The 26204-nt window shown below is 40.4% G+C and carries 29 protein-coding genes; 13 read left to right on the forward strand and 16 right to left on the reverse strand.

Annotation, left to right across the window (positions count from 1 at the left end; translation table 11 throughout):
- The first annotated feature begins 189 nt into the window (after nt 1–189).
- The 4 genes from FAZ15_RS10030 to FAZ15_RS10045 all read left to right on the forward strand — a co-directional run bounded on the left by FAZ15_RS10030 (nt 190) and on the right by FAZ15_RS10045 (nt 7454).
- On the forward strand, nt 190–3789 hold the full coding sequence (locus FAZ15_RS10030; protein WP_162304916.1) for a SusC/RagA family TonB-linked outer membrane protein: 3600 nt from the start codon (nt 190–192) through the stop codon (nt 3787–3789).
- A gap of 6 nt (nt 3790–3795) precedes the next feature.
- Nucleotides 3796–5244, forward strand: a complete 1449-nt coding sequence (locus FAZ15_RS10035; protein ID WP_136901163.1) for a RagB/SusD family nutrient uptake outer membrane protein — start codon at nt 3796–3798, stop codon at nt 5242–5244.
- Nucleotides 5245–5272: 28 nt separating this feature from the next.
- Nucleotides 5273–6406, forward strand: coding sequence for a TlpA disulfide reductase family protein (locus tag FAZ15_RS10040; RefSeq protein ID WP_162304917.1), 1134 nt, complete (start codon nt 5273–5275; stop codon nt 6404–6406).
- Nucleotides 6407–7076: 670 nt separating this feature from the next.
- The gene (locus FAZ15_RS10045; protein ID WP_136901165.1) at nt 7077–7454 is read left to right on the forward strand and encodes a hypothetical protein; all 378 of its coding nucleotides are present in this window, start codon (nt 7077–7079) and stop codon (nt 7452–7454) included.
- 365 nt (nt 7455–7819) lie between these two features.
- Here FAZ15_RS10045 and FAZ15_RS10050 read toward each other — a convergent pair whose 3' ends face one another.
- The 5 genes from FAZ15_RS10050 to FAZ15_RS10070 all read right to left on the reverse strand — a co-directional run bounded on the left by FAZ15_RS10050 (nt 7820) and on the right by FAZ15_RS10070 (nt 9708).
- A complete protein-coding gene (locus tag FAZ15_RS10050) occupies nt 7820–8227 on the reverse strand; it encodes a GNAT family N-acetyltransferase (protein WP_136901166.1) in 408 nt (135 codons plus the stop codon).
- 43 nt (nt 8228–8270) lie between these two features.
- Nucleotides 8271–8720 (reverse strand): RDD family protein, encoded by a 450-nt coding sequence (locus FAZ15_RS10055; protein WP_162304918.1) that lies wholly within the window; start codon nt 8718–8720, stop codon nt 8271–8273.
- Between the two features lie 226 nt (nt 8721–8946).
- A complete protein-coding gene (locus tag FAZ15_RS10060) occupies nt 8947–9135 on the reverse strand; it encodes a hypothetical protein (protein ID WP_136901168.1) in 189 nt (62 codons plus the stop codon).
- 2 nt (nt 9136–9137) lie between these two features.
- Nucleotides 9138–9311 (reverse strand): hypothetical protein, encoded by a 174-nt coding sequence (locus tag FAZ15_RS10065; RefSeq protein WP_238387210.1) that lies wholly within the window; start codon nt 9309–9311, stop codon nt 9138–9140.
- Nucleotides 9312–9330: 19 nt separating this feature from the next.
- Entirely contained in the window at nt 9331–9708 is a 378-nt protein-coding gene (locus FAZ15_RS10070; protein ID WP_136901170.1) for a winged helix-turn-helix transcriptional regulator, read from the reverse strand.
- A gap of 113 nt (nt 9709–9821) precedes the next feature.
- Here FAZ15_RS10070 and FAZ15_RS10075 point away from each other — a divergent pair, with 113 nt between their 5' ends.
- The gene (locus FAZ15_RS10075) at nt 9822–10808 is read left to right on the forward strand and encodes a quinone oxidoreductase family protein (RefSeq protein WP_136901171.1); all 987 of its coding nucleotides are present in this window, start codon (nt 9822–9824) and stop codon (nt 10806–10808) included.
- Between the two features lie 114 nt (nt 10809–10922).
- Here FAZ15_RS10075 and FAZ15_RS10080 read toward each other — a convergent pair whose 3' ends face one another.
- Nucleotides 10923–11603, reverse strand: coding sequence for a YceI family protein (locus FAZ15_RS10080; protein ID WP_136901172.1), 681 nt, complete (start codon nt 11601–11603; stop codon nt 10923–10925).
- Between the two features lie 144 nt (nt 11604–11747).
- On the opposite strand from FAZ15_RS10080, the gene FAZ15_RS10085 reads away from it, so the two are divergent.
- Nucleotides 11748–12113, forward strand: coding sequence for a winged helix-turn-helix transcriptional regulator (locus FAZ15_RS10085; RefSeq protein ID WP_136901173.1), 366 nt, complete (start codon nt 11748–11750; stop codon nt 12111–12113).
- Between the two features lie 111 nt (nt 12114–12224).
- Nucleotides 12225–13088, forward strand: coding sequence for a hypothetical protein (locus tag FAZ15_RS10090; RefSeq protein ID WP_136901174.1), 864 nt, complete (start codon nt 12225–12227; stop codon nt 13086–13088).
- Nucleotides 13089–13605: 517 nt separating this feature from the next.
- Here the strand turns inward: FAZ15_RS10090 and FAZ15_RS10095 are convergent.
- From FAZ15_RS10095 to FAZ15_RS10135, 9 genes are all read right to left on the reverse strand, one after another.
- A complete protein-coding gene (locus tag FAZ15_RS10095) occupies nt 13606–14145 on the reverse strand; it encodes a hypothetical protein (protein WP_136901175.1) in 540 nt (179 codons plus the stop codon).
- A 6-nt stretch (nt 14146–14151) separates the two neighbouring features.
- Nucleotides 14152–14925, reverse strand: a complete 774-nt coding sequence (locus FAZ15_RS10100; RefSeq protein WP_136901176.1) for a hypothetical protein — start codon at nt 14923–14925, stop codon at nt 14152–14154.
- Nucleotides 14885–15226: a hypothetical protein gene (locus FAZ15_RS10105; protein ID WP_136901177.1), complete on the reverse strand. Its 342-nt coding sequence runs from the start codon at nt 15224–15226 to the stop codon at nt 14885–14887. The genes FAZ15_RS10100 and FAZ15_RS10105 overlap by 41 nt, the downstream gene beginning before the upstream one ends.
- Before the next feature lie 106 nt (nt 15227–15332).
- The gene (locus FAZ15_RS10110; RefSeq protein WP_136901178.1) at nt 15333–16052 is read right to left on the reverse strand and encodes a carboxypeptidase-like regulatory domain-containing protein; all 720 of its coding nucleotides are present in this window, start codon (nt 16050–16052) and stop codon (nt 15333–15335) included.
- A 1139-nt stretch (nt 16053–17191) separates the two neighbouring features.
- Entirely contained in the window at nt 17192–17722 is a 531-nt protein-coding gene (locus tag FAZ15_RS10115) for a YfiT family bacillithiol transferase (protein ID WP_136901179.1), read from the reverse strand.
- Between the two features lie 65 nt (nt 17723–17787).
- The gene (locus FAZ15_RS10120) at nt 17788–18141 is read right to left on the reverse strand and encodes a hypothetical protein (RefSeq protein ID WP_136901180.1); all 354 of its coding nucleotides are present in this window, start codon (nt 18139–18141) and stop codon (nt 17788–17790) included.
- Nucleotides 18142–18150: 9 nt separating this feature from the next.
- Nucleotides 18151–18819 (reverse strand): suppressor of fused domain protein, encoded by a 669-nt coding sequence (locus tag FAZ15_RS10125; protein WP_136901181.1) that lies wholly within the window; start codon nt 18817–18819, stop codon nt 18151–18153.
- A 62-nt stretch (nt 18820–18881) separates the two neighbouring features.
- Nucleotides 18882–19226 (reverse strand): hypothetical protein, encoded by a 345-nt coding sequence (locus tag FAZ15_RS10130; protein ID WP_136820008.1) that lies wholly within the window; start codon nt 19224–19226, stop codon nt 18882–18884.
- Nucleotides 19227–19255: 29 nt separating this feature from the next.
- Entirely contained in the window at nt 19256–20113 is an 858-nt protein-coding gene (locus FAZ15_RS10135; protein WP_136901182.1) for a DUF1444 family protein, read from the reverse strand.
- A 349-nt stretch (nt 20114–20462) separates the two neighbouring features.
- Here FAZ15_RS10135 and FAZ15_RS10140 point away from each other — a divergent pair, with 349 nt between their 5' ends.
- From FAZ15_RS10140 to FAZ15_RS10165, 6 genes are all read left to right on the forward strand, one after another.
- Complete coding sequence (locus tag FAZ15_RS10140; RefSeq protein WP_136901183.1) at nt 20463–20684, forward strand: hypothetical protein; 222 nt, start codon at nt 20463–20465, stop codon at nt 20682–20684.
- 344 nt (nt 20685–21028) lie between these two features.
- On the forward strand, nt 21029–21604 hold the full coding sequence (locus tag FAZ15_RS10145) for a hypothetical protein (RefSeq protein WP_136901184.1): 576 nt from the start codon (nt 21029–21031) through the stop codon (nt 21602–21604).
- Nucleotides 21605–21640: 36 nt separating this feature from the next.
- Nucleotides 21641–22327, forward strand: coding sequence for a TetR/AcrR family transcriptional regulator (locus FAZ15_RS10150; protein ID WP_136901185.1), 687 nt, complete (start codon nt 21641–21643; stop codon nt 22325–22327).
- A gap of 8 nt (nt 22328–22335) precedes the next feature.
- Nucleotides 22336–23004: a hypothetical protein gene (locus FAZ15_RS10155; protein WP_136901186.1), complete on the forward strand. Its 669-nt coding sequence runs from the start codon at nt 22336–22338 to the stop codon at nt 23002–23004.
- Nucleotides 23005–23116: 112 nt separating this feature from the next.
- Nucleotides 23117–23638, forward strand: a complete 522-nt coding sequence (locus FAZ15_RS10160) for a hypothetical protein (RefSeq protein ID WP_136901187.1) — start codon at nt 23117–23119, stop codon at nt 23636–23638.
- A 378-nt stretch (nt 23639–24016) separates the two neighbouring features.
- Entirely contained in the window at nt 24017–24670 is a 654-nt protein-coding gene (locus FAZ15_RS10165; protein WP_136901188.1) for an immunoglobulin-like domain-containing protein, read from the forward strand.
- Nucleotides 24671–25488: 818 nt separating this feature from the next.
- Here FAZ15_RS10165 and FAZ15_RS10170 read toward each other — a convergent pair.
- Entirely contained in the window at nt 25489–26058 is a 570-nt protein-coding gene (locus FAZ15_RS10170) for a tetratricopeptide repeat protein (protein ID WP_136901189.1), read from the reverse strand.
- Nucleotides 26059–26204: the final 146 nt, after the last annotated feature.

Raw genomic sequence — 26204 nt, forward strand, 5'->3', positions numbered from 1 at the left:
TAACCAATAGTGTAGCAAAAAAAACTAACTAACCACAATTGACACAGCAAATAAGTGCCAAAAAAAGAGCCTGAAACCGGGTGCGACCAGTCTCAGGCAGAGCTTTAAATATTTCGAGTACATTTAAAACTGAACTAAAATATGAATTTTTTTCGGGGATTTTTGACGTCCCGCTTATTCTTTAGAATTATGCGTATTAGCATTATTTTTAATATCGTTTTTACGGCATGTCTCCAACTGAGCGCACATGCATTAAATGCACAGCATATCAATGAGACAAAAGTTGTTCTTGCGCTTAATAATGAATCATTATTAGACGCTATCCATAAGATAGAGACATCGACACCCTTCATTTTTCTCTTTAACAAAACCGATGTATCCGACATCCACGGACTATATCTGTCCAAATCGACACATACTGTTCAAGAGATACTAGAGGAATTACTCCGTGGAAGAAACATAACCTTCCGACAGATCAATAAAAAAATTGTCCTGCGTAAGGTAGAAAAAAACATCCTGTCGACACTGCACATGGGGCAACAGACAATGATTTCGGGTAGTGTAGTCGATAGTGTTGGGGGGGGCATCGCGGGGGTTGCCGTCCGAGTGGTAAGCAAACCACAGTTTACGGTCACGGATCGGGAGGGACGGTTCGAACTCCAGGGCATACCTATAACGGATAGGTTACAGTTTCAGATATTGGGGTATGCAGAAAAAGTGGTGCCAGCAACCACCACCATGCGCGTCGTACTCCATATGACACAGGAGGCTATAGAAGAAGTGTATGTCAATACGGGATATCAGAAACTCCCAAGGGAGCGCAGTGCCGGTTCATTTGCGCAGCCCGATATGGAACTCTTTGACCAACGTACCGGCTCTATGAATGTGCTACAGCGATTAGACGGATTGATCCCTGGCCTCACGGTAAACAATGCGCGCGGCACCGATCAATACCAGATCAGAGGTATTTCATCTGTAGGTGTGTACACGCCAAGCTCACTAACGCCATATGCAGGTACAGATCGCAGTCCACTCGTGGTGGTAGATGGTGTACCCGTGAATAGCATCAATGATGTCAATCCGCAAGACGTCGAAAGCATCAACGTCCTTAAAGATGCAACAGCGACTTCGATATGGGGCTCGCGTGCATCGAACGGCGTGATTGTGATATCCACCAAGAAGGGACGAAACTCTGGAAAAATCCAAGTGGATTACAATATGTTTTACAACTTTATGGGCAAGCCCGATCTTTCGTATTTTCCCGTACTCAATAGCCGTCAGTTTATCACCGCAGCAACAGAGATTTTTGATATAAACAACACCAGCTGGGCGACAGTCTCACAGCCAGCGTACAGCGTTAGTCCCGGCGTTGCTCCACATGAGCAGATACTTTTCGATGGCGATCCGACGAGAGGTATCATCTCCGTGGCCCAGCGGGACTATCTTTTAGACAGTCTGTCCGGCCTGGATAATCGTCGTCAGTTAGAAGAGTTGTTTTATCGCAACGCGCTACTCAGCAATCATACACTATCCTTACGGGGAGGGCAAGAAAAATATAGGTTTTATGGATCACTATCCTATACAGATGATCGGAATACGCAGCCTAAAAATCGAAATAATACCTACAAGGTCAACCTGCGCCAGGACTATAGCCCCCACGAGCGTATAAACCTCTATCTCGTTACTGATTTAACCAATCGACGGAATGCTAGCAAGCCTATACTAACCACCGGTTCTAACTTTTTACCTTACCAGATGTTTGCCGATGAAAGCGGCAACCCTATAGCTATGCCTTGGCTATATCGTATATCCAGCTTGCAGCAAGATTATGAAACACGGAGCGGTATCAGTCTTGACTACGTGCCCTTGCTGGAGGGGGAATACGGTTACAATGATTCAGACTACCTGTCTGCTCGTGTCAATTCGGGGTTACGGATCAAGCTTTTAGAAGGCCTTGATTTTGAAGGTATCTATGGCTGGAATCGAGGAGTGACAAATACGACGGGCTATTTGAGCGATCGTTCGTATACTGTGCGCAATATGGCGGCGAGCTTTGCTACAGGATCAAAAGTAGATAATACAATCCGCTATTATATGCCTGCATCTGGCGGAAGGTACACCACGGGTAATACGCTGCAGACCAACTGGACGATCCGAAACCAACTCAATTACAATAAGGCATGGTTGGACCGCGTGCATCAGCTCACCGCACTCGCAGGTTTCGAGCAGAGTGAGAGTACCAGCCGTGGTAATACCAATACGGTATGGGGGTATCACGATCAGATGCTCACAGCTATTCCACTGGATTATGCAACGCTAGGCGCAGGTATTGCCAACCCCGTCATGTTGTACAATTCGACCCGTAGCATTTGGAACTATGCGATGGATTATCAAAATACCGAAAATACAGCACGTTTTCGATCAGTATATGCCAATATCTCCTATACCTTTCTAGAACGTTACAGCATCAATACCAGCTGGCGTTGGGATCAATCCAGCCTATTTGGTATCGACAAAGCAAGTCAAAATAGGCCCGTATGGAGTATCGGTGGTCGGTACGATATTGCAAAGGAGTATTTTCTGACCGATGTTAAATGGATTAATCAGTTGGCGGTACGGGCTACCTATGGACTTACGGGTACCGCACCCTCACCAGGTACCGCAGCTTCCAAAGATATCATCGCAAGCTCGACGACATCGAGCTCGTTTCCCGAAGGCGCTTACCGCATTGCAATCCCAGCCAATCGTGGCCTCACCTGGGAATCTACCCGGACTATTAATTTTGGAACCGATTTTGGATTCTTCAATAATCGCGTTATAGGATCAATAGATATATATCGTCGCCGTACCTCTGATTTATTAGGGAACAGACCCGCTAATCCCTTTTCCGGATATACAACAATAGTAGGCAACCTTGGGGACCTAGAAAATAAAGGAATAGAACTCGGTCTTCGCGTTATACCGGTTCAGTATCGCGACTTTCAGTGGCGTATTGTGCTGAATGCTTCTTACAACAAAAATAAAATCACCAAGTTATCGACTTCACTGACCAATCCAACAGGCAATTCGATCATCTCTAATAATGCATATGGAGGCTTTTTTGAAGGGTATGCAGCCTATGCAATTTTTGCGTACAGATATGAAGGATTGGACGGTATGGGAGATCCGCAGATCCGCCTCAGTGATGGTTCTATCTCAAAAGCCCTGAATGTTGCAAAGCCAGAGGACATGGTGTTTATGGGCACCTACCAGCCGAAGTGGGCCGGCGGGTTTACTAATGGTTTTCAATACCGGAGCATAGGACTTAATATCAACGTGATTGGAAACCTTGGGCATGTGATGCGTCGTGATGTGAACCGTAAGTATAACGGTAACCGAATGAATCCGAGCGCTGGCTCCATATCTGTTGGTAATGAACACGCGGATTTTGCAAACCGTTGGAAGAATCCAGGAGATGAAGCTCACACAGATATCCCAAGGTGGGTAGGGAATGTAAGCGCGAGCACAAGAGATCGCTGGGTCAACTATTATATGTTCGCAGACAGAAATGTGGTAGACGCCTCTTTTATCAAACTTCGCGATATCACCCTATCGTATGCGTTGCCGGTAGCACCTATCAAACGGGTCGGTATCTTCGCAATGTCGGTACAGGCGCAAATGGGTAACATCATGCTCTGGAAGGCCAACGCCTACAACATCGATCCCGAATATATTACGCCACTGACTGGCCTGCGAACGCAATTATCAGGGCAGCATACATTTTCTGTAGGTACGAACATTACATTTTAAAACGAAATGACAAGAATTAAATTTATATCATATACCATTATAGGTGTACTGAATCTATCGCTCAGTAGCTGTTCAGATAGTTTTTTGGAAGTAGATCCAAAAGGACGAATACTGGCAAAGGAGGTTGTGGACTATCGGAATCTTTTTTATAACAATAACTTGCTGTCAAATGGATCTTCTGCCGAGGTACAAATCGCGATGGGCGATGATGCCACTGCTTTTTCCGACTATCTGGCGAGTGCGCAAGAATATACACAGCGGGGATTTCGCTGGGAGCAAGAATTGTATACCGAGGAGCAGGATGCAGGTGAGTTTACCTCATTAATGGCACAAGTTTACGTGCTAAATAAGATCGCCAATGAGGTTGGAGATGCTGAAGGCGGCACGGTGGCCGAGAAGCAATTGATCGCCGCGGAAGCTAGAGCTACGCGCGCATGGCACTATTTTATGCTGATCAATTACTATGGCAAACCCTACGACGTCAACACCGCGTCGACTGATCCCGGCTTTCCCATTGTTACTGAGGCAGATGTGGCCATCGAGAATTATACACGGGCATCTGTGCAGCAGGTTTACGATTTTATGATAAACGATATAACCGAATCAATACCTCTATTGCCACAGAATACCGATGTACGCACGCGCATAACTTTGGCTGCCGCCGAAGCCTTACTCGGCAAAATATACTTATTTATGGGGAAGTACGAGGAGGCGCTAGTACAGTTTAATCTTTCTTTTTCGCACCTGCCTACATCATTTGAAGTGGGGCTATTCAATTACAATGAAACGTTGACGTCTGGCGGTGCCTGGTATTATGCTCCCACCATAAACAGCTATACCGGAGCACCGCTGCCATGGCGCAGCCTCGAATCCCTTTTCGCAAGGCAGATACAGTCGCAATGGGTGAACGTCTCGAACGAAATCCTCCTTAATCCAGAGACCTATGCATTGTTCGGATCAGACGATAAGCGAGCTTTGTTTTTCACGCGCAAGCCAGGTCTTGCTGCCGCTGGAACTGTCTTTCCCACTCCTAATGTGTATAGGAAGTATGCACCATCGTCGTCTGTAGCTTATGGGATCACTATGCCAGATCTCTATCTGATGCGGGCCGAGTGCGAGGCGCGCGTAGGATCGGTAGATCGAGCCCTAGTCGACCTGCACACACTACGCTCAAAGCGAACCTCAGAAGCACAGATATTCATCAATGATCGCACTCAGCTGATTCGTTTTATTATCGATGAACGCCGCCGAGAATTTGCGCTACAGGGCTTCCGCTGGTTCGATATGCGTCGTTTATCGAAAGACCCACTTTTTGCAAATACGGTTTACACCCATGTGTTGTACAATAGCACAGGCGAAGTACAAGAACGATTTACATTGTCGCCAGCACGCCTAACGCTGCGTCTGCCAGCTAAAGTCCGTTTATATAATCCTGATATGCCCGAAAACCCGTAATCGTATGAAAGCATTTAAAAATAATGATTTGCTACTGTGTACTGCTCTGCTGTATATAGCAAGCGCTTTTGTAAGCACTTCGCTGTATGCGCAGACCCCATTTAGCGTCAATATAAACCATCAAAGGCCTGCAGACGGCTATATTGTGTACCTCTACTCGAACGCAGGTAAGCAGCACATGGATACGGTTCGTGCACAAGATGGACGGTATCAGATCCACGGCGTCGCAAATGCACCCGTCTTGCTTAGTTTGCGCTATGAGCAAAAAGGCGTGCAAACCCCATACGAAATATTCCGTAAGCAGCGCTACCGCCTGTTGCTAGATGGAGGTCATGTCGATCTAAACGTGAAGGATTATCTGGCCGATGCGGAAGTGACAGGTGCGCCGCTACAGCCGGATTTTCTCGACTACTGGCGGCAAATCGAGGTGATACATCTACAGATGCAGCCATTAAATATGGCTAAGCAGCGGTTCGAGAAGTCTATGCAGCATGATAGTATAGCGAGCTATACGCGGCAGCTTGCACCGCTAAAAGAAGCGGAGATCCGTTTCTTAAGCGAGTTGATTGCTAAGGATCCCAGTACGCCGGTAGCTTTGGTGGCGGTGAGCGACTACAATAGACCTACGGGGTATAATAATGCAGAGCTCTCACCGCTGTTTGCTGCCCTCGATCCCAAATTACAGCAAATGCCCATGGGGCTGGTGATCAAGGCAACGATAGACGAACAGTCGGCACCCTTGAGCGAGATACAGGTGCCAAACTTTTCGTTGCCAGATAAAGACGGTGTGCAACGGCAATTTTCTGCCGCCACGGGTCGATACGTTCTATTGGATTTTTGGGCCAGCTGGTGTACCCCCTGTCGTAATGAACACCCTGCGCTTAAAGAAGCGTACCAAGATTATCACGCAAAAGGATTTGACATCGTCTCGGTGTCGCTTGATTCATCAAAGGATAGATGGCTCTCTGCCATCGCAGAAGACCAAGTAGGAGAATGGATGCAGCTTTCAGATCTTAAAGGACGTAAAACTCTGATTGCGGAGCAACTACAGGTGACAAGAATACCGTATAATTTGCTTTTGTCACCAGACGGTACAGTGATCGCCAAAAATCTGCGAGGATTAGCGCTGAATGAACTTTTAGCAAAGCTGCTAAAAAAGTGATAGAAAATTATATATCAAACAAAAAAATCCTGAAGCGAGGAGCTTCAGGATTTTTAACTAACTAATTATTAACCTAAATTATGAATACTAATATTGTGACAAACAAAATGCCAAAATTTATAGCCCATAGCTGGTTTAACAAAACTTAATAACCTCAAAACCGTTCTCCCTTTTTACCTATGCTAGGAGCAGCGCCGACCGCCAGATACTACCCATTTACAATAACTCAATGTATTATTTTTGCACCACTTACTGTAGATGTCGGCGTGACCCCATTCACCTGCTACTTCAAAGATGTTATGTCCTGATGAAATCGTCATGACATTATGATTGTCCTTCTGTCGATATATAGAATCTATGACCCCGTGAAAATAATGATCTTGTCTTGATTCATAATATAGATCGACTTTTGATTTTCCTCCCCATGAGTTTATGAAAATGCTTAAGCCTAATTGGAGCGAGTATTATCATCCATGAATTTGGACATTGGTTAGGTGCACGCATGGTCGGTGAATATCCCCATCGAGTGGTTCTTGGGAAAGGACATCTAGTACAGCGGGCACAGTTTTTTGGTGCCAAAATAATGATTTACCACCAACTCTAGACTGGTCATATCATCATTCTTTTTTCTAACCACAAAAATTATAGGGTACGGCGCATATTCTACGTATTGGCTGGTCCATTAGCTAATCTTGCAGTAGGCCTTTTCTTCTATTTTACATTTCCCTTATCTACACATTTTGGTCAGGAAACCGTGGTTGGCATTTCTTTCGGTATTTTTAACATTTTGGTTTTCGTTGTCAACCTTTATCCTAGGGAAGAAAGTATCAACGGTATAAAATTTAATTCTGATGGTTTGCAGATAAAAAAAGCTTTAATGGGGGAATATAAAGAAGCTGTTGGCGATGAGTTGGTGCTAAGTAATTTATTGGATGGAGAAGACTTTTTTCAGCAAAAATCCTACGATGAAGCGTTAGCACTTTATCAATCAAATTTAAACAAGCTTAATGAATCTTCTGAATTGACCTCCTACGTTGCGCCTCGTTGATGGAGATCAGGCTGTTATCATTTTTCGGGATTTTAGCCCAGATTATTTCACCTATTCCGATAAAGATGTCGGGTTGATTATCGGATTGCATTAGCTTTCGAATTTTTTCCATTGAATTTGTGGTGTCAATGCTATTTTTTTGATGGTTTTGTTCTTTTTGTGGTGATGATATACAACAAATAAACACAAAACACATGACAAATGCTATACAGGTTCTCATAATTCAGTTTGATTAATAATCGTCAGTTTGGGGCCAAATTTTTCTTCTTATTTTGGTTGTTCACATCTGTCTGTGTATCACCATCAACAGCAATCTCCATGATCTTGGAGTCTGTGCTAGCAGCTATCGCTACAAAATTTTCATTCTAATGATCCCCACCCGCATAAATCCACCTCGGTTCCGTTTGCCCGGCTCTTTCGAATCCGATCTTCTTATAGAAATCGATGGATTTTCCGTCTGCTGTTAGCATCTGCATGTGGAAGTCTTTGTATTTCTCCTGCATCTTTGCCATGATCAGTTGCCCGATACCTTTACCGTGATAAGAGGGGATAACTAATAGGTGCGGATAATACACCACCAGATGTCCATCGGATATAGCATTACCAAGTCCTACCAACGTGTCACCTTCCCATGCTGTAATCAGTGTATGCGAATTGATAAGTGCAAGCAATAGCTCCTTTGGCTTATTAGCGGCACTCCATTTATTGGAATGGTACAAAGGCAAGATGTTTTCTTCGGTGATATTCCTCGACTCTGACAGTGTTATTTCCATACGTTATTACGGTCATTAAATTTTATAGTTAATAATTTGCTGTCTATTTGCTTTTAGCATACACCACTATCGTACCCGATATCTGATCATGGATAGCGCGTTTTCGCGCATTGGTAGATACCGTTATTAATGAAATACCTCCCAAGAACACCTTCGCGATAAAGCGTACCACCGCAAGCGGAAAGATTACGTTTTTACTTACGTCGTGTTCTTTCTTTACGCGCAATCCCATTATCATATGGCCAACCGTGCCGCCAAAAATGCTGGTGAACAACGGGTCGTACAAGAAGAAGATAAAGAGCAGACAGATTATCCTTACACTATCCGGTGCACCGCCAAAGGCGGAAATAATAGCAGAAACAAGGAATAAAGATCCTAACACCAGTACGTTATCGATCACTATCGCTTTTACCCTTTCAAGTAATCCAGGATAGCGTTCTTCCTCTACATATTCTTGTGGAATAATTTCATGATATGTTGTTGTGTCATTCATCGGGTTTACAGTTAATAATTGTTCCACTAATATAAAGTTGTTTTTCGATAAATGCAACTGATAGAGCTAAGTACATCCGGTAAATTTGAAATTATTTCAAGTGTATTCATTGGAGAGGAGGGATCTTTACGGGAGACCGTATAATGGGCAGGATCTATAATTCGGGCTGATTTAACGGTAGGCTTTGACGATCCTTATATGGGAGGGAGGCAGCGGAAAACATTTGCTACGCAGAGCTCCCTTCGGTCGGTTCCGGCGCCAGCAGGGAGCAATTCCATAGCCATTCATTTCCGTTTGTCAAGGTAATGTTTGCATTTTGGATTAGCTTTTCGATTGCTTCTTCTTTACTCGCTTTATAAGTTTCGAATCCTAAAAGCGGCAAAGAATTTCCATCGTTCAACGTAATATACTCCATCGTTATGCTGGCGTCTGGGCTTTTTCGTAAATAAGACCTGCTGATTTCAATTCTTTCCAAAAATCAACCGATATTTCAGATTTCCAGGATTTTACATTGCTTTTAACCTGATCGGTTGAACTCGCACCGGGAATAATAGCTACAAACTCCTCAGATGCCAACTTATTCACACCCATTCCCCAGGCTTTAATTTCACTACTTTCTTGATGCCGAGATCTCTTTCCTGATTTTTTCACGGTGTTCTTTTCCCCATTCTCCTATAGCGTCTATAAGAGGTTGTAATGACTTCCCATATTCAGTCAACTCATATTCAACCGTTATAGGTTTGGTGTTGAGCTGCGTTCTGCTGATCAAACCATTCAATTCTAACTTGCTCAATTCTTTAGAAAGCATTTTGGGGCCGATCCCTTCAACCATGCGCTGCAATTCGAGATAGCGTTTTTTACCGGAGGCAAAGGCTGCTATCAGTAGTACGCTCCATTTACCCTCCAAAACATAAAGTGCATCCTTCACAGAATTGAAATGTTGCATACATTCATTTGATATTTTTCCGTTGACCAGTTTTTCTCCCATACTCCAAATTTACAAAAACTTTCCTCGAGGGAAGTGCTTCCTCCTATGAAAGTGATAGTGCATATATGTATGATACGCGGTAATTTTGTATCAGAAATTTATAATACAATATTATGGAACACGATCATAAAACAACAGGTTTTGTACAAATAAAGACAACTGGGGCACCGGAAGTATTGGAATACCAACACGGAGACTTACTGCGTCCCAAAATAAATGAAGTACAGATTGTTCAGCAGTTCATTGGCGTAAACTTTTTCGATATTTACTACAGAAACGGTTCTTTTCCCGTAGAGAATTACCCGGTCATTATTGGATTTGAAGCTGCAGGTATAGTAAAAGAGATTGGTCCTGAGGTTGTCGATTATAAAGTGGGCGATCATGTTGCCTATTATAAAACATTTGGTGCTTATACCGAAAGCAGAAATATCGATCAACATGAGATATTCAAGCTTCCTAGTGAAATTCCATTAGACTTAGCGGCTTCGGTCATGATAAAAGGGCTTACGGCTCATATGTTGCTGAAACAAAGTCATGCATTAAAACCTGCTGAAGTTGTTTTGATTCATGGTGTGACCGGAGGTGTGGGCAGTATTTTAAGTCAGTGGGCGAAAGCTCTGGGAGCAACTGTTATCGGAACAGTAGGAAGTGAAGCGAAAAAGAAGATTGCGGTAAAACGAGGTTTTACACAGGTGATTGATTTAAGTTCAGAAGATTTGGTAACGGCTGTTCATTCTTATACCAATGGAAAAGGTATAGATGTTTTTTATGATGGTATCGGTAAAGCCACTTTCGAAAAATCCCTGTCTCTATTAAAAGATGGTGGCAGCGCCGTTTTGTATGGATGGTCTTCTGGGATGCCCGAGATTGATAAAGAGCTGATGGAAAGCAGAAATATCAAATTTGCGTTTGATGCGCTGAATAACTACCCCTTATACCAGGACAAAAGCGGTAAAGGATTAACTGAGATATTTGATCTGTTGATGAATGGCAAGATTATTTTGGAGGCCCCTCTTGTTTATCCATTGCGCCACGCAGCCCATGCTCATTCCGATATAGAATCCAGAAAAACGACAGGCAGTGTGATATTGAAACCGTAGTTTCGCTGTATAAGTACAAAAATCTAACGAAGAGGCGGGCATGTTAAGATGCCCGCCTCTCTACTTTCACGTAGATGGTTTTTCGCATTGAAGCCACCTAGTGAACAGCGATATTTATTTTTTTGCGGTGATATCAAATTCCAAGTCAACCTCCTGTGAAATCATCCAATCCTTAGGATCGCCATCCGTTCCGTAAGTAAGGCCCCAATCCTGTCTATTAATGGTGAATTTCGATTGTACAATTACTTCGTTTTCATTGATGGATACTTTCGCTGGGAAAGATATATTTACCGTTTTTTCCTTAATTGTTAGATTACCACTAATAACGTTTGTTGCATCCGCTAGTACACTTTGATCTTTTGCAGGATCAAAAGATCTTACAGAGGTGATTTCCAATTTCGATGTAGGATATTTTTCAACTTCGAAAAAGTCTTCGTTTTTTAAGTGTCCATCTAAATCAGCAGCTGTCTTTCCGTCTGTTTTCGCTACATCTACAGCAGCATCATCCGTGCGCAAAGAATTCATATCGATGGTGAATTTGCCACTTGCAATCATATCATTTTCCAGTGTCAGGATTCCTTCACTCTCCAGTGTTCCAAACCGAGGATCGAAACCACCTTTATGGTAGGCTTTCCATTTTATAGAGCTGTTCGCACGATCAAGTTGGAATACGGTGCCTTTTTCCGTCGCAACCTCTTGCGCTGTTGATGTCTGTACTTTGTCTGTGTTGGAATTACCTCCACAAGCCGCCAATGCTAACGCGGCAACGATTGTTAAAGCTGATAATTTTCTCATTTTTTATTTAACTGTTATTGATGTCTAAATAGTGCTGCAAAGGTAATATAAGGTCGGTTTAAAAAATGCATTACTTACCAATTGGAAACTAGTTTCCAATTGGTAAGTAATTTTCGTTTGTTTATTTTTGAAAAAAACTCCAGCATGTTAAAGAGGAAAACGGTTACGAAGTCCTTAGAATGTAAGGTTAGAATAACGGCAATAACAGACACAATGCAGGTCTTGTCAGGTAAATGGAAAATTCATATTCTCGGAACACTTTTGCAAGGTGGGAAAATGCGATTTATGGATCTTTTACGAGAGATTGATGGTATTGCTGCCAAAATGCTTTCCAAAGAATTGCAAGATTTAGAAATGAACCAGCTTGTAACGAGGACCGTCGTCGACACAAAACCAATAACGGTCGAATACGAAGTCACGGAATATGGAAAAACGATGGAACCGATCATAGATGAAATCGCAAATTGGGGTGTTTTCTATAGAAACAGATTGCATGGCAAGACTGATTAATAAGGCAAGCTGGAACCGGATCGCTTATCACAGATTGTGATAAGCTCATTCCAATTGAATTACAGGGTTTTAGCTATTGCATTATTTTTATATTTTCATTTATTTTGAGCGATGAAGAGATTTTACCTACTATTCTCCATGCTGGTGTCTTTCGCGACGTATGCACAACTGGATACACCAGCCGCTTATCAGGTCTATGAGGGATATAACTTATGGAACAAGCAGAAAGGAGATACAGCTTATGTTTTTGCAGATGTCGCGTATATTCGAGACTATCCCGATACGGATGGCAATCTTTTAGATTCATTAACGCACGGAACCATACTGCACATAACGAGTGATGGCTATAACGAACGTACTATTCGAGGGTATGAAGCCCCTTGGCACGAGGTTCAATATGAAAAAAATGGACACATAAAAAAAGGATTTATCTGGCTGGGGTTGCTCGCTTTAGGACGTCAAGTCGACGATCAAGGTAACCAGTTCATCCACGGGTTATTACGCTACGAGAAGCCTTCGGAATATAGTGGGAACGCGTATATCTGCGAAGTGAAGTATTTGACCCCAGATAACAAGTTAATGGGCAGAAGTCATTACCCTGTCTATAGGAATGGTCAAACATATACAGAAAGCAAACTTTTGCCAGATATGGGTTTGGAAGGTCTACAGTATATTCACCGAGTTGGTTTCTATGGTGAGGCATGTGGAATTCCTACCACACACTATTATCTTGGATGGAACGGTGAAAATTTTGTCGATATGTTTTCTAAAAGTTCAGTGAGTGATGCCGGCGTAAGCTATTATGAAGAGAAGATACTGTTTCCTATAGAGCATCACTTAGAACCTGGACTAATCATTAAAGATATTGTGCAGGGAGAGATCATCGATTATGAAGCGGAGGAGTTGCAATATTCGGAGACTAAACATCGACAGAAGTATTCTTGGGATGGTAAGCGCATTCGTCTGAAAGAATAAACAAAATATTATAATTCAGTATAGTGCCATGGATAAATGAATGTAATGAGGTTGTCAACTGTCATTTACTATTTGTCTTTAGGTCTTAGCATTGATCAGGTAAAGGCATTGTAACATACATTTCATAAAAAATATAATGAGCGTCTTGGTAATTCAAGACGCTTTTTTTGTGCCAGTATATAATACATCATGTAATCTTTTACTAAGACGTTACCACTCCAATTCTTCCATCAACTACCAAACAAAAAATCCTGAAGCGGGGAGCTTCAGGATTTTTAACTAACCAATTATTAACCTAAATTATGAATACTAATATTCATGCAAACAAAATGCCAAAATTTATTACCCCATAGCCGGTTTAACAAAACTTAACAACCTCAAAACGGTTCTCCCTTTTTACCTATGCCAGGAGCAGCGCCGACCGCCATATACTACCCATTTACAATAACGCAATGTATTATTTTTGCACCACTTACTGTAGATGTCGATGCGGTGAGATTGGGTTCATTGGTTTCGGTTAAAATTTGTTTTTCCCATCGTACAAATTTTCAGGTACATCAGAAGCGATTAATATCCCAAAATCTTTGCTTGTGTTTTCATATTTGCTAGTCAGTTCTTTTTTATCTATGATCGTGAGCGATCTGAAAATTTTGTCGTCTATGGCAGCCAGATTCCCTTCATAATTCTTTGCTAAGACTTTTCCGTTGAGGATGTATTGAAAGCTGTTGTCATTTTCCAGTGAATCCAACAGCTGTTTGAATTCGATCGATTTCGACCTGAAATAATTAATGAAGCGTTTCCTACTAAAGCTCTTGGTTTCAATATATACACTACCGGGGGTATTCCCATATATATGTAAATAAGTACTGTCTTTAACGATTGTTACTGATGCTATTTGGTTTGAATTATATTTTTGCATTTCAGACTGATCAACTTGGACACTATCGATAAAGAAAATAGGCTGTTTTGAAAGGTTTTCCGCTGCATTTCCTTTGGACTGCCCATAAGTTAGAGAGTATGTACAAGCGGCAAGTATTATAAGTACTAATTGTTTCATAGTATTTTAAGCGTTCTGTGAAATATTGACAGGTATCCTTAACTTTTCATTCAGGATCTGTGTAATCCTTCCCGTTCCGATTACCTTAGTCCCTTCACGGAATTCAAAGCACATTCCTTCTTCCAATCTGTTTTTGAAGTATTCCAGTGCGATTATTCTAACTATTGCCTCTGAACTCTCTCCGGGATAGACTATACTTTTGTTAATAAAAGTCTGTTCTCCTGATGTTTGCATTTCATCAAATTCGAACTTAATCTGTGGTCTGTACTTAGAAAAGACAGGAGCCGTTCGCCCGCCACCTTTTGCAGTTCGATATTGCAGATCAGCAATAAAATCAATCATTTCTAATTGCTCTTGATAATAATTTATTATAGCTTGGACTATGCTTTCAAAACTAGAAGATTGATAGTATGTTTCCGAAAGCCGAAGCATATCTATTATTGCGCTTCCTGATTCATGCTTCCAAACAGAATCGTCTGGATAATTAATTGACTTGCCTAAGATTTTTTCTCTTGTTACAGGCTTTCCAAAGTACTCCTCAAACTCTGCAATAAACTCAAAAATTCTTGATTGGTTAAGCCTAGGCCAGTTATTCATGGCGTTAACGAACAGTGTCGCTATCTCCTTTAACTTGTGAGTGTTTTGATCTATTTCGACTAAGCATGCTAACTGCCTAATATTTTCAAGTCTAGTCTCGTTTATCATTGTTGATGGACCTAATAGTTCGATTCTAATTTTATCAGTGCCAGTCACACCCACAAAACCTACACTGTTTTGCATAGGGAGTTCTTGCCAGTTTATTGCAATTTGGACAATTATTAAGAAAAATCTTATCCGGATATTTTTTCAGAATCTTCTCTGCTGTACGTTCTTCAAATTTATCATATCCTTCTATCAATAAGTCTAATATCTTTTTCTCATCCGTTATCCAACCCTTTCTTTTATATACCTCCATCGCTTTCGGATTGTCGTTGCTTTCCAGCTTTAATAAAGAAGAATGATGCTTCCATGCTAATTTTTCTTCATCCGGTAACAGTCTAAAGAAATACGTGACGAGGTATTTTGCAGTCTCCTTATCCATTTAGTTTATATTATCCTATTCCTTTCTCTTTAATTTTAGATATATCTGTTCCGATAACGCTCTCCATTTCCCAGTCGGCTTCCTCGATTGCATGGCACCAATTGCCTTACCTCCAAAACTGCCACCATTTCTTCCTTTTAATGATACAGACTTCACCAATTAACGCATTGTTATCTGGGGTAAGGAATATTTCGTTGGTCGCTGTTCGTTTCGATTTATTATATGCGTGTACAGCTGTATTCAGATATCCAAGATGATTGACTTCAAGAATTATATCCTTAAAGGGCATGTTATTAGGAGCATTGAATTTAAAACCACCATTTTCGTCTGTAACAGTCCCGATGTTCGTGCCGCGGATCATAACAAGTACGTTACTTAAGCCTTTATTATCGCTCGCATCATTTACCATACCTTGGATTACATTCCTCATGCTATCCTGACTTTCCGATGATTTGGTAATGGATAAAGAATCATCCTTCCTATTGATCGTGTCATGCATCAGCTCTTTAGGTGCCATAAGTTTTTGTGTTGCAAACGCACTACTTGCCGAGCTGATCAAAAATATCCCCGATACGATTTTATAAAATGGAAGCCTTTTTTTAGATTTTATGATGATCGATCTATTTATCTGATACCTAGATAGCCTCGCGCATATTTTCGACGGATTTTGTGCTATTATCTCAATGATCTCTTCATCCGAAAGATTTACCATGTCGATAATGGATTTTGCACAACGGTCACAATATCTACCGTTAGTGTCCTCCGGCATCCCCGACCAGTGCTCCCCACAAGGGCGATCAATATTTAATGATAATTCTGTTTTCATAGGGTAACCGAGCTCGTATTTTTTCAGGCTTTTGTTCCGTTAAAGTTATCACTTTTAGCGAGAATAGCAAAGATGCACCCTTCGAATCTAGAGGTAACCATAAGTACCTATGTGTGTTATATTCCTTTTCGTGAGGTCTAGATATATGTCCAAAAAGTTATATCCACCGTCAAAGACAATGGGAATATCTCCTTCCAGGATAGAATGTGGTTTTAGCGCAAGAAATAAGATAACTTGCTGATGTTCCTTGTTATCAATGTAGGGAAGTACTTTTTTATAATACAGAGTGATAATAGCAGCAAGGTGAACCATCGTGAGCTACTAGTGGTTTCATTTTACTATCAAAAATAATAGTTTTTGGCATCATACGGTCTACCGTATCTTGTACCAATCATTCTATAATATCCATCAAGCTATCGTTTATGGTGAGTAGCTTTTTGAATTTCTTATCTTTTATTAAGTCTTCAATAGTAGGTGTATTGTGGTTTATAATATGATACTTTGGATACTTTGAGATGGTGTAATTACTATGAAATGGTATTGCCGAATATTCTATCTGCCGCAAATGAGATATTCGACCATTTTCCATAAAGTGGATATAACCATTGTTCAACAGGAGTGTATCTTGATTCAAAAAGATTGTATCTCTATGTATTCGAGATTTACCAGTGTCATAGCTCGTTACAATACTTCCGCCATACTTATTGTCAGGATCCGGTATTTCTTTCAGTTAGCTTAGTGAATATGAGCTATCCTCGTATATCACGATATGATTCGCCAGTGTGTCGTTATTAAAGTGCACCGGGGTAACAATTTTTGTTTTTAATAGAACCTTTCCCTCAATATTTTGGCCTGTTACCTGGTGGTGTCCACAAGAGTAGCAGAAGCGTAGCAAGTGAAAGACACTAAATAAAGTAAAGATTCTTAACCGAGTTATTTCCATATGTTTCTGTTCTATTCTTTTAGAATTTTTCTCTAATATGTTTCTCGCGGGAAAAGATTCTATAAAAATATGTATGTGTTAGTAATCTGGTCGAAGACGTAGTTATAATGGCTTTGCAAACTTGATACCCTTTTTATAAGTTCTCACAATACAGCAAACTCGCTACGCTTGGTTCCGGCACCATCCTGGGAGAATGTTAGTTACGTTTAGCATTTATTATATGTGCTAAATGATGCTCACAATGCCAAGCATAGAAGCCAATGTTGGTTTTTATTGAAATTCTTTCCTGTGTTTCAGGGTGGATAAATTCTTTTTCTAGATCTTGGTGGTGCAAACTTTTTAACAATGTCGTCCATCTAGCGTGTAGTCCCTCTAAAATTATAATGGAGCTATCAACCCGATAATGTTTCGAGTCGGAAAGCTCAGCCCATAAGTTTTCACAGTATGGTTTTATCGTCGGTGTCTCTTCCGTTAATGCGAGTTTGAATCGTATTAAGCTGTTCATGTGGCTATCAGCACAATGGTTTACTACCTGTGTAATAGTCCATCCATTTGGTCTATATTGCTTTTTAAGTTCGTTTTCTGTTAGATTTTGAACTTCAGCCTTCAGTTTATGAGGAAAAATCTCAATAGTTTCGATCCATTTTTCGACAAGCTCAGGAGTGATGCTTGTAGGTATTTGAAATTTTCCGATTGGATATTTAAGAATCTCAATGTCTTTGTTCATATTTTAATCAATTTATTTTGATGTCCTGTTTGAGTAATAACATGTTTTATTACTTGTCTATGTTATCAAACCCTTAATCCCGGCGCAAATAGAAGCAAGATTATAGTTCCCAGTATCAAAGAGACCCCTATCGCCACCTTAAAGAAATTCATTATTGTTAGCGCATTAATGATTTCTAGCTTAATTAATACAAATAGGGCTATCAATACGAGTAGAAATGTGATGAGTAGGTACAATGCTATGGAAGCCCCTTCTGTGTTACGTCCAAATATAATTAGTATAATTGTTGACACGACAGTGCTAACCGCTAGTAACCAGTTACACACCTGGTTCTCCAATCGTATATTCTTATCCGGTTCCTTCGAGCTATCGCCGCTAAAAATCACCTCTGCAATTACTTCTAGTATCTCAAATAGCATAATGCATGTTTAAATATTCCCAACATTTTTTCGACCTACTTTAACTATTTCTCCGATGCCAAACCGATCAAGCTTTTCAAGTAATTTATTTGCCCCATATCGTTTCTTGAATTCAAGCTCTTCTTTATAGAGAGGAATCAATGTATACATGTCGATCACGTCATTATTTTCAAGACTTATTTGCGTAAAATCGTCCGACAATTCCATTGACGATGCCAGCATGACAGAATTAAAGCCTATTCCTGGAGCAAGTTCCTCGTCTTCTTCATGGCCATAAGTATGTCCAACCCCAAGCCAAGTTTCCCCTGCGTGCGGTAACATCATCAATTCCTTCATCAATCTAATTGGCCAATAATTTCGTTCATCATTAAAAGATTTGGAACTTAAATTCCATTCCTTTGGCAGGAGTATCATCACTTCAGCAAATTCTGATGATTCGACATCGCTAGGTACGTTCATTGGTAGGGCACTCATGCCACAGCTCAACAAAATATGATATGGCCTATCATCGACTGCTTTAATAAAGTAAATGTCTCGATGGATTATTTCAGATTCTATTTCATCAAAAACAACAATATCATCTTCATCGGTAAAAAAATCATCTAAATGAGCATCAATAATCTCTACACTATTTGGAATGTCGTTTTTCATTGTTTCAGTTGTGTTATTATTTATCATGAGCGACTTTTTTGCTGATTGCCCAACCAGCACCGTTTGGTATAAAGTTGGGATAAAGACATCTACTTAGTAATTATACCGGCGTTAGATATATCCTTGATCAGTACGATAATGAAAAGGATGATCAGTGAACAAAAGATCATGTGTCCCATCAGAAAAATAGTCCGTTTTTTTCGTGGTTCCTCCTTATTGCGATAACTTTTCCAGCCATAGTAAAGACCGATAGGTGCCAATATAAATACGAGTAGGAGTGGAATAGCCACTACTGTCTCGAAAAGCACTTGATATTTATGTTTTAAATCTCTGGTCAATGTATTGACTAGTATCGAAAAAAGGAAAAAACTTCCATATAACCGAAAAGTGAAAATAGATTTCTTAAGATAAGTCGAGTCAGTTTTTGCTTTCATATTTTATGTACATTAGCTTAGTCATCCTGCTAATCCCTGAAACGCTCGAAGGCAGTGCCGTTGTATCTAAAGAGAAAAGGAGATACTTGATAGTTTTCATTCTCAAAATCTTTCAAAGCAAGCGATTTAAGTTTATTGATCTCTTGTTTGTTCTTACTACCGGTCACATACACCATATCACGTGTTGGCATGGCTATTACAATATTACCGTCAACGCTAAAATTTTCTTTATTCCACATAGTCTTGGAAAGAATCAAACTAGCCTCGTAAACGCCTCCAGCCAGAATGCCGAATTTCCCGCCGCTATTTATAATCTCAACATCAGGCAATATTTTGCGAAGATTGTTAAAAGCAAAATCTCGAAGCGTGTCCAAACCGATGTTCAGGCTGTCTATTATATGCTTCTGGAGGTACCGAATATTAAGCTCCGTATCTTCTGCATATACTATAATCAGTTCATCGTTGTACGGTTCATAATAGATCAGCGAGTCTAGGCTTGTATTGCCATGGTCTAGCGATTTAACGTCTTCAATGTATTTAAAGGGCTTTATCACCGGTACTATTGAGTTCTTATTTATTAATTCTGTCTTGGTCAATGAACTTATCGACGAATTTAAGTAATCCGAAAATATTGAAGCCAGCGAGTCGGGTTGGAGTGTGTAGGCACGATAGGCATTATCCAGATAGATTGTCATATCGTGTTTACCTTCGCTTACTTTTATTTTTAGATCTTCTTGTATTTCATAATTAGCATCAGGCTCCCTTTGCATTAGCGAATCCTTATATCTCTGTGTAAACTCCTTTTCACTCAGATGGTTTTGGTTAGTTTGGCAGGATACCAGCCACAAAGTTGATGCGACGATTAGACTAATAAATATTTGATACATTGGTTTTCTAATAATATAATTCTACCTCTAATATACTTTATGTTTATTAATAAACAATAATCTAAGTTGTTTTACTTTAGATAGATTATCAGAGTTTTGATAATAGAAACCTGAGAGCGGGGATATACGACTTTCTGGCACGTTATGTGAGTTTTCAAAAGCCAGAAATGTTTATCAACTTTCATCGAAGAGTTAACTTTTTATAGGCCGATGAGAGAACGTTAAAAAATTGCTCTCTTACACAATTTTTAACTAAGTTTGAGAAAGAAGTAGAGATCAAACCCCCGAAGGGGCTCTTGATGGCCATATAGAATAAACACATTCAGAAAAACTAGGGAGGAATACTACAATGGGAACACGGGAATATTTATTGGAAAAAGCTAAGAACGAAGGACTTGAAAAAGGGAAACTGGTGGAGCGGGCGAAAGCGGAGAAGTTATTAGAACAGGAACGTGCCAAAGCCGAAGCAGAGAAATTAGATTCAGCTTTAGAATTCAAGAAACTGGGAGTACCTGATGCTGATATTGCAAAGGCATTAGGTCTTACCATTGATCAGGTAAAGGCATTGTAATATACATTTCATAAAAAATATAATGAGCGTCTTGACAATTCAAGACGCTTTTTTGTGCCAGTATATAATACGTCAGGTAATCTTTTTACTTATTTCTAAGACGTCACCACTCCAATTCTTCCATCACCTATCAAACAAAAATCCTGAAGCGGGGAGCTTCAGGATTTTTAACTAACCAATTATTAACCTAAATTATGAATACTAATATCGATGCAAACAAAATGCCAAAATTTATATCTGATATCCGAATTAACAAAACTTAACAACCTCAAAACGGTTCTCCCTTTTTACCTATGCTAGGAGCAGTGCCGACCTTCATAATACCACCCATTTACAATAACTCAGTGTATTATTTTTGCACCACTTACTGTAGATGTCGGCGTGACCTCTATATCGAGGCACCGGCAACATTTGCTCCGCAGAGCTCCTTCCGGTCGGTTCCAGCGCGAGCGGAGGATTTCCAGCAGCTTCGGATAGATTCTATGGTATGGGTACAAATGCACTTCCTTGTTGAGATCCCTATAATCAAGCGATTCTACCAACATCCCGTTTCGGAAAATCTCCATGATCAACCTGCCTTTATCCTTAGCAACGGAATCTCGCAATTGAAACTTCTCTTCCCATTCACCCTCTACTTCAAAGATGGCCCTCTGTGTTCGGGAGGCATGAGCTGGGTGTTGTGGTTGGCGGAACCTACCGCCACGAAGAACGCCGCGGGAGCTACGGATGGGACGACCTCTCCGACTCGCTCAACGTACAGTACCTTTGGAGGCCGCGGGGTTACACGGTGCCCGTTGCTTTCTGCTGTTGGCAGGACAGCACGAAAATTGCAACAAGAAAGGATGAAAAAATCATTTTCATCTGGCAAAAACACCCAATATCATTTGCTAAAACAATATTTTCTCACAGATATGGGATAAAAATGTTTAGATTTGTTCTGCTATTTCAACGTATCCATGAAAAAATCGACAGTAATAGAAACGAAAGAAAGAACCCGAAAGGTTTCATCGGGTCCCCTACGGGAGAAGGCACGCTCAATGCAAAGGCTGATCGAAGCGGTGGGCAAGGTGATCCAGAAAAGTGGTTACGCAGGATTGAACGTAGCAGCTATCTGTAAAGAGGCAGGTCTGGACAGGAAGCTGGTATACAACTATTTCGGCAGTCTGGACGATCTGATAGAGACCTATGTCCGCCAGAAAGATTATTGGAACGCCAAGGCGAAAACCGCCATCGAAAACCTAGCGCAAAACCCGCAGGAAATCAATGCGGACAACGTAAGCTCCCTGCTTCAGGGGCAATTTGAAGCGATGCTAAAGGATAAAGCCCTTCAGAAAATTATCCATTGGGAAATCGGCGAAAAAAACGAAATACTGAGAAAACTGTCAAACAGCCGGGAAGAAATGGGAGAACAGTTGCTCCGGCACGTTGACCCTTATTTCGTAAGTGACGGCATTGATATTAGAGCCATGCTGGCCCTGCAAATAGGTGGCCTTTATTACCTATCGCTTCACGCCGAATCTAATGGAAGTACGTTTTGCGGGTTAGATATTAACCAGCCACAGGGAAAAGAACGAGTTAAAAATGCATTGGACAGCATCATACATAAGGCTTTTGAAAAAACTGATTTTACAATCAATCCTTAAATATTAAAATGAAAAAGCTATTCCCTTTATTAAGTCTCTTAAGCATTCTTTCCGCATGCACAAAAGAAGAAGTTTCAAAATATCCGTATCAGACGACTTTTGATGCCATCGTGCCGGTCTCAGAGATGCGTTTTTTTGTAGGTGGAACGGAACTGAATCCCGATCATCACGAAAAAACCGTTATGGGTTTTCTGGATCGCCTTTATTCCGAAAAAACCAATACCGGGTATATTTACTACTGGTCTAAGTTTACGGAGCAAGATCCTGATTGGTTCGCTGATTCCTATTTTATATTTGAAGGTAAGGATATTATAAAATACTCCGCTTTCAGTGAAATCACCGACGTAACCGAAACCGGCGATGCAACGGTGCTGAAATCGTCTGCAACCAATCAGGTGGAGGACGATCCCATCGTTAAATCCAATCTCTTTAAATACGGTATCGACCTCAATCCGGATGGCAGCTATAACATCCAACTCGTCGTGCGCAACGGGGAGCAGGCACTCGAAGTTTCGCGGCTCTATTATAAATTGGTCCGGTATGATGAAAGCGGTAACCGCAAAGGCCTTTATTTCGGCACCGTATCCAACGAATTTAACGAATCGTTTGTCAAAACAATGACAGAACGAGACACGCTTGCGATCAAGGAGTATCGGCTAACGTATTCCATTAAATAACCCAAAAGAGCTTATCAGTTGGAAGTAGCTGCCGTATACCCTGCAACTGAAGAAGACTTGGCTAGATTTCGGGAATCATCATTACATAACGATAATTAGTAATAAAATAATCATGCAAAAACAACTATATAAACTCTATGGAGCAATTCTTTTTATAACAGTCTTGGTTGTAAGCTGTCAAAGAACGGAAGACCCTTGCGCAAACTTATTGAGCGAGGGAATGCCAAAACAAATTGGTGTTTTATTCCTTGATAAGGAAACGGGGGAAAGCCTATTTAAAATTCACGACATAGATGTGTCGAGTATTAAAGTAACTAATGCTGTGACGGGAGAAATCCACAAAAGTGCGGGGCTTATCTATAATCCTGGGGGGAGACCCACACCTAATAACGGCATTGTAAGACTTGTTGGCATTCCCGAGACAGAAGGTGAGCATTCGTACAAAATCCAAATGGATGATTTTGGGTCTATTGTAATAGCGTATACCAGCATCAAGAAAGAAAACAAAACTAATGATCCTTGCTCGTCTCCCTATTACTATTCGATAACAGACATCAGAATTGTAGACCATCCTTTTAGCGTTTTTGAATATGAAGGAAAAACTTTCCCAGAGATCGTTGTGGTAGAGTTATAATTTTTTCCAATTTCATTTAAGCTTCATAATCATTGGCATTTAAATAGAGAATTAGGCCGCCAGAGAATGTTAACCTTATTGAAGATGAGCAAGGGGAAACTTATATCCATATTTTTTTTAGAGGATTTGACAATTCACTTTCCAGTAGTTTCAAGCTGCTTATTCCTGAACATCAACATGACAAAGTGGATATCAAATGGTGGTTAACGAACAAAGATGTTATCGGGGGAAAATATTCGGCCCATATCGAATCTTTAAAATACAACGGAAAATTGGTTTATTCAGAAACCGATAAAAAGAACTGGGCGAACAAGGTGGTTATCATAAAAGGAAAGAATAAAACAACTATAACTACGGCAAAGCCATAACACATACTCCATGGAAAATCCATCAAAATTGATCCTGTGCCTGCTTATTATCCTTATTTATGGCTGCCAACAGCGGAGTGATACCGGGAAAGTATCCGAGAAGTCCGTACCGATATCATTGATCCAGACAGATAGCTCTGTGAAAAAGACGGCAGCGGACGATAGCCCAGGGATGATTGCCAGGGCAGATGAAAGTAATACAAAGGATAGCAGTAAAATAAATCCCCTTCCAATGTTCATCTCAGGAAAGAGATTTCAGGATCTCTCGCTACCGTCGATTGATTTGAAGGCAGATTCCTCAACCGAGGCCAGAGTAAGCCTTTCAGTTTTGGGTGCTTCAATGATAGCATCTGAAATAAAAGACACATTACGTGTTAGGATGTATAACTACACATCTGATACTTTAACAACAGGCCTCCATTATACCGTGGAATTTCAGGATCAAGGAAAATGGAATAAGGTTTCCCCTCCGGAAAATGTGGGATTTGAAGATCTGGGTTACGGTATACTTCCGTTCACGGCGCGGGATTTCCTGGTGGCGCTGTTTCCGGACAGGCACAACTACCGGTCAGGAAAGTACCGGGTATTGAAGCGCTATCATCTGCGTGACTATTCAAGATCAAAAAGGAAATATGAAATTTTCGTGGAATTTGAAATAGAGTAAATATCATAACAACAATATTTACTTACCATACTCCTGCGCTGTCAAATGTTTGAGAGTAAATGTTGGCACGAAGAAGGAAAAAATTAAGATGGACCAGAAGGTTAAATGGAAATAAAGTTCTGTGGATTTTTTCATTTTTTAAAGTTTTCCCTAAAAATCTATTGAATATACAGCAATACAAAATAGAATCTATGGTTTGGCCAAAATTATCGACGGTTTCGCTGCAGCCTAAGATTCTTACCATAAAAAATCCTGAAGCGTGTTAATTTCTTGTTTGTTAGGTTTTTAAGTTTGTCTAAAAACTTGAGGCAAAAATAGATTTAGATAAACTTCGTGTAGGTGTAAGACGAACCGTACGGTTTAGGATTTTTAACTAACCAATTATAAACCTAAATTATGATACTAGTATAACGCCAAATAGAATACCAATCTTATGATCAATAAGCGGTTTAACAAAAACTTAACAAGATCAAAGCTTACAATTGATGAACTCTATACATCGTTATATTTAAATCACGTTAAACCGTTTAAGAATCTTAGCGATGTTCTTCTGTCAGCGGCTGTCGGATATAGCTCCAAAATAAAATGATAGATAGTATGTACATGGATTATTGTGCTATTCTTATCCTTTGTTGTTATATAAGCTTTTAATTTATTTTTATGAGACAATGTAGAGTGGGAATGGCAGCGATAAATACAACTGGCACCATTAACTATATAAGTTAGCGGTTATCTAACTCATACTAATCAATTTCCCATTAGACTATCGACCGGAATTGGTAGCCCTCCTTCAAGCCATAGTAAACCATAGTATTACATTATAACTCTGCTTCCATTTCTTCTTTAAATGAATCGATAACAACTTGATAGTCGGGGTTTATAGCTAAGACGTTGTTCCAGTGTTCCTCAGCCTCTGTATTCGATCCCAATTTGTATTTTATCATTCCTAAGAAAACGGTATGATCGAGGTTTTCAGGATATTCCTTCGATAGATTTTTAAAATGCTTTTCCGCTTCCGGAAATCTCTCTAATTCGTAATAGTTTCTTGCAAGCAGGTATTCGGTATTACCATCTCTGTTCATTGCAAAAGCCTGTTTGTTGTGCAGCAGTGCTTTTTCCAGATCTAAAAAATCATATCCATATTGTCCCAGATAGATCAGGCCTAAGCTATTATTTACGGGCATATCTTTAGGTTTTAATTTGTACGCTCTTTCAAGCGTTGTAATCGCAACCTGCACTTCATCGTTTAGCAACTGTACATCCGCCATGCTCACCAGGTGTTCGTATGAGTCTTTTTCGAAACAATTAGCAGCTAGAGTAGAATAGTGGATTGCAGAGTCCTGTAATTCCATATCCATATAGACCTGCGCCGTGTTTCGATATATCATCGCAAGGGTATTAACAGATTGTAATCGGTAAATCAGAATACACAACTTTTGGTAATTAAGCGTGCAGCAAAAATGGCAATAATGGTGCAGCGTTTTTGGCAATAAGGAATGCAGCATAATTGGCACTAATAAATACATAGTTCATC

The sequence above is a fragment of the Sphingobacterium olei genome, from assembly GCF_005048855.1.
Lineage (GTDB): Bacteria > Bacteroidota > Bacteroidia > Sphingobacteriales > Sphingobacteriaceae > Sphingobacterium > Sphingobacterium olei.

Bases quoted from the DNA above. Each gene is read 5' to 3' on its own strand.
- FAZ15_RS10115 (WP_136901179.1), bottom strand. From the start codon at position 17,722: ATGAACAAAGACATTGAGATTCTTAAATATCCAATCGGAAAATTTCAA.
- FAZ15_RS10155 (WP_136901186.1), top strand. From the start codon at position 22,336: ATGAAAAAGCTATTCCCTTTATTAAGTCTCTTAAGCATTCTTTCCGCA.
- FAZ15_RS10060 (WP_136901168.1), bottom strand. From the start codon at position 9,135: ATGGAGTATATTACGTTGAACGATGGAAATTCTTTGCCGCTTTTAGGA.
- FAZ15_RS10120 (WP_136901180.1), bottom strand. From the start codon at position 18,141: ATGCTATTTGAGATACTAGAAGTAATTGCAGAGGTGATTTTTAGCGGC.
- FAZ15_RS10055 (WP_162304918.1), bottom strand. From the start codon at position 8,720: ATGAATGACACAACAACATATCATGAAATTATTCCACAAGAATATGTA.
- FAZ15_RS10105 (WP_136901177.1), bottom strand. From the start codon at position 15,226: ATGGATAAGGAGACTGCAAAATACCTCGTCACGTATTTCTTTAGACTG.
- FAZ15_RS10140 (WP_136901183.1), top strand. From the start codon at position 20,463: ATGGGAACACGGGAATATTTATTGGAAAAAGCTAAGAACGAAGGACTT.
- FAZ15_RS10125 (WP_136901181.1), bottom strand. From the start codon at position 18,819: ATGATAAATAATAACACAACTGAAACAATGAAAAACGACATTCCAAAT.
- FAZ15_RS10165 (WP_136901188.1), top strand. From the start codon at position 24,017: ATGGAAAATCCATCAAAATTGATCCTGTGCCTGCTTATTATCCTTATT.
- FAZ15_RS10050 (WP_136901166.1), bottom strand. From the start codon at position 8,227: ATGGAAATAACACTGTCAGAGTCGAGGAATATCACCGAAGAAAACATC.
- FAZ15_RS10085 (WP_136901173.1), top strand. From the start codon at position 11,748: ATGTTAAAGAGGAAAACGGTTACGAAGTCCTTAGAATGTAAGGTTAGA.
- FAZ15_RS10170 (WP_136901189.1), bottom strand. From the start codon at position 26,058: ATGATATATCGAAACACGGCGCAGGTCTATATGGATATGGAATTACAG.
- FAZ15_RS10070 (WP_136901170.1), bottom strand. From the start codon at position 9,708: ATGGGAGAAAAACTGGTCAACGGAAAAATATCAAATGAATGTATGCAA.
- FAZ15_RS10035 (WP_136901163.1), top strand. From the start codon at position 3,796: ATGACAAGAATTAAATTTATATCATATACCATTATAGGTGTACTGAAT.
- FAZ15_RS10030 (WP_162304916.1), top strand. From the start codon at position 190: ATGCGTATTAGCATTATTTTTAATATCGTTTTTACGGCATGTCTCCAA.
- FAZ15_RS10100 (WP_136901176.1), bottom strand. From the start codon at position 14,925: ATGCAAAACAGTGTAGGTTTTGTGGGTGTGACTGGCACTGATAAAATT.
- FAZ15_RS10075 (WP_136901171.1), top strand. From the start codon at position 9,822: ATGGAACACGATCATAAAACAACAGGTTTTGTACAAATAAAGACAACT.
- FAZ15_RS10130 (WP_136820008.1), bottom strand. From the start codon at position 19,226: ATGAAAGCAAAAACTGACTCGACTTATCTTAAGAAATCTATTTTCACT.
- FAZ15_RS10110 (WP_136901178.1), bottom strand. From the start codon at position 16,052: ATGAAAACAGAATTATCATTAAATATTGATCGCCCTTGTGGGGAGCAC.
- FAZ15_RS10095 (WP_136901175.1), bottom strand. From the start codon at position 14,145: ATGAAACAATTAGTACTTATAATACTTGCCGCTTGTACATACTCTCTA.
- FAZ15_RS10065 (WP_238387210.1), bottom strand. From the start codon at position 9,311: ATGGGTGTGAATAAGTTGGCATCTGAGGAGTTTGTAGCTATTATTCCC.
- FAZ15_RS10135 (WP_136901182.1), bottom strand. From the start codon at position 20,113: ATGTATCAAATATTTATTAGTCTAATCGTCGCATCAACTTTGTGGCTG.
- FAZ15_RS10160 (WP_136901187.1), top strand. From the start codon at position 23,117: ATGCAAAAACAACTATATAAACTCTATGGAGCAATTCTTTTTATAACA.
- FAZ15_RS10090 (WP_136901174.1), top strand. From the start codon at position 12,225: ATGAAGAGATTTTACCTACTATTCTCCATGCTGGTGTCTTTCGCGACG.
- FAZ15_RS10150 (WP_136901185.1), top strand. From the start codon at position 21,641: ATGAAAAAATCGACAGTAATAGAAACGAAAGAAAGAACCCGAAAGGTT.
- FAZ15_RS10080 (WP_136901172.1), bottom strand. From the start codon at position 11,603: ATGAGAAAATTATCAGCTTTAACAATCGTTGCCGCGTTAGCATTGGCG.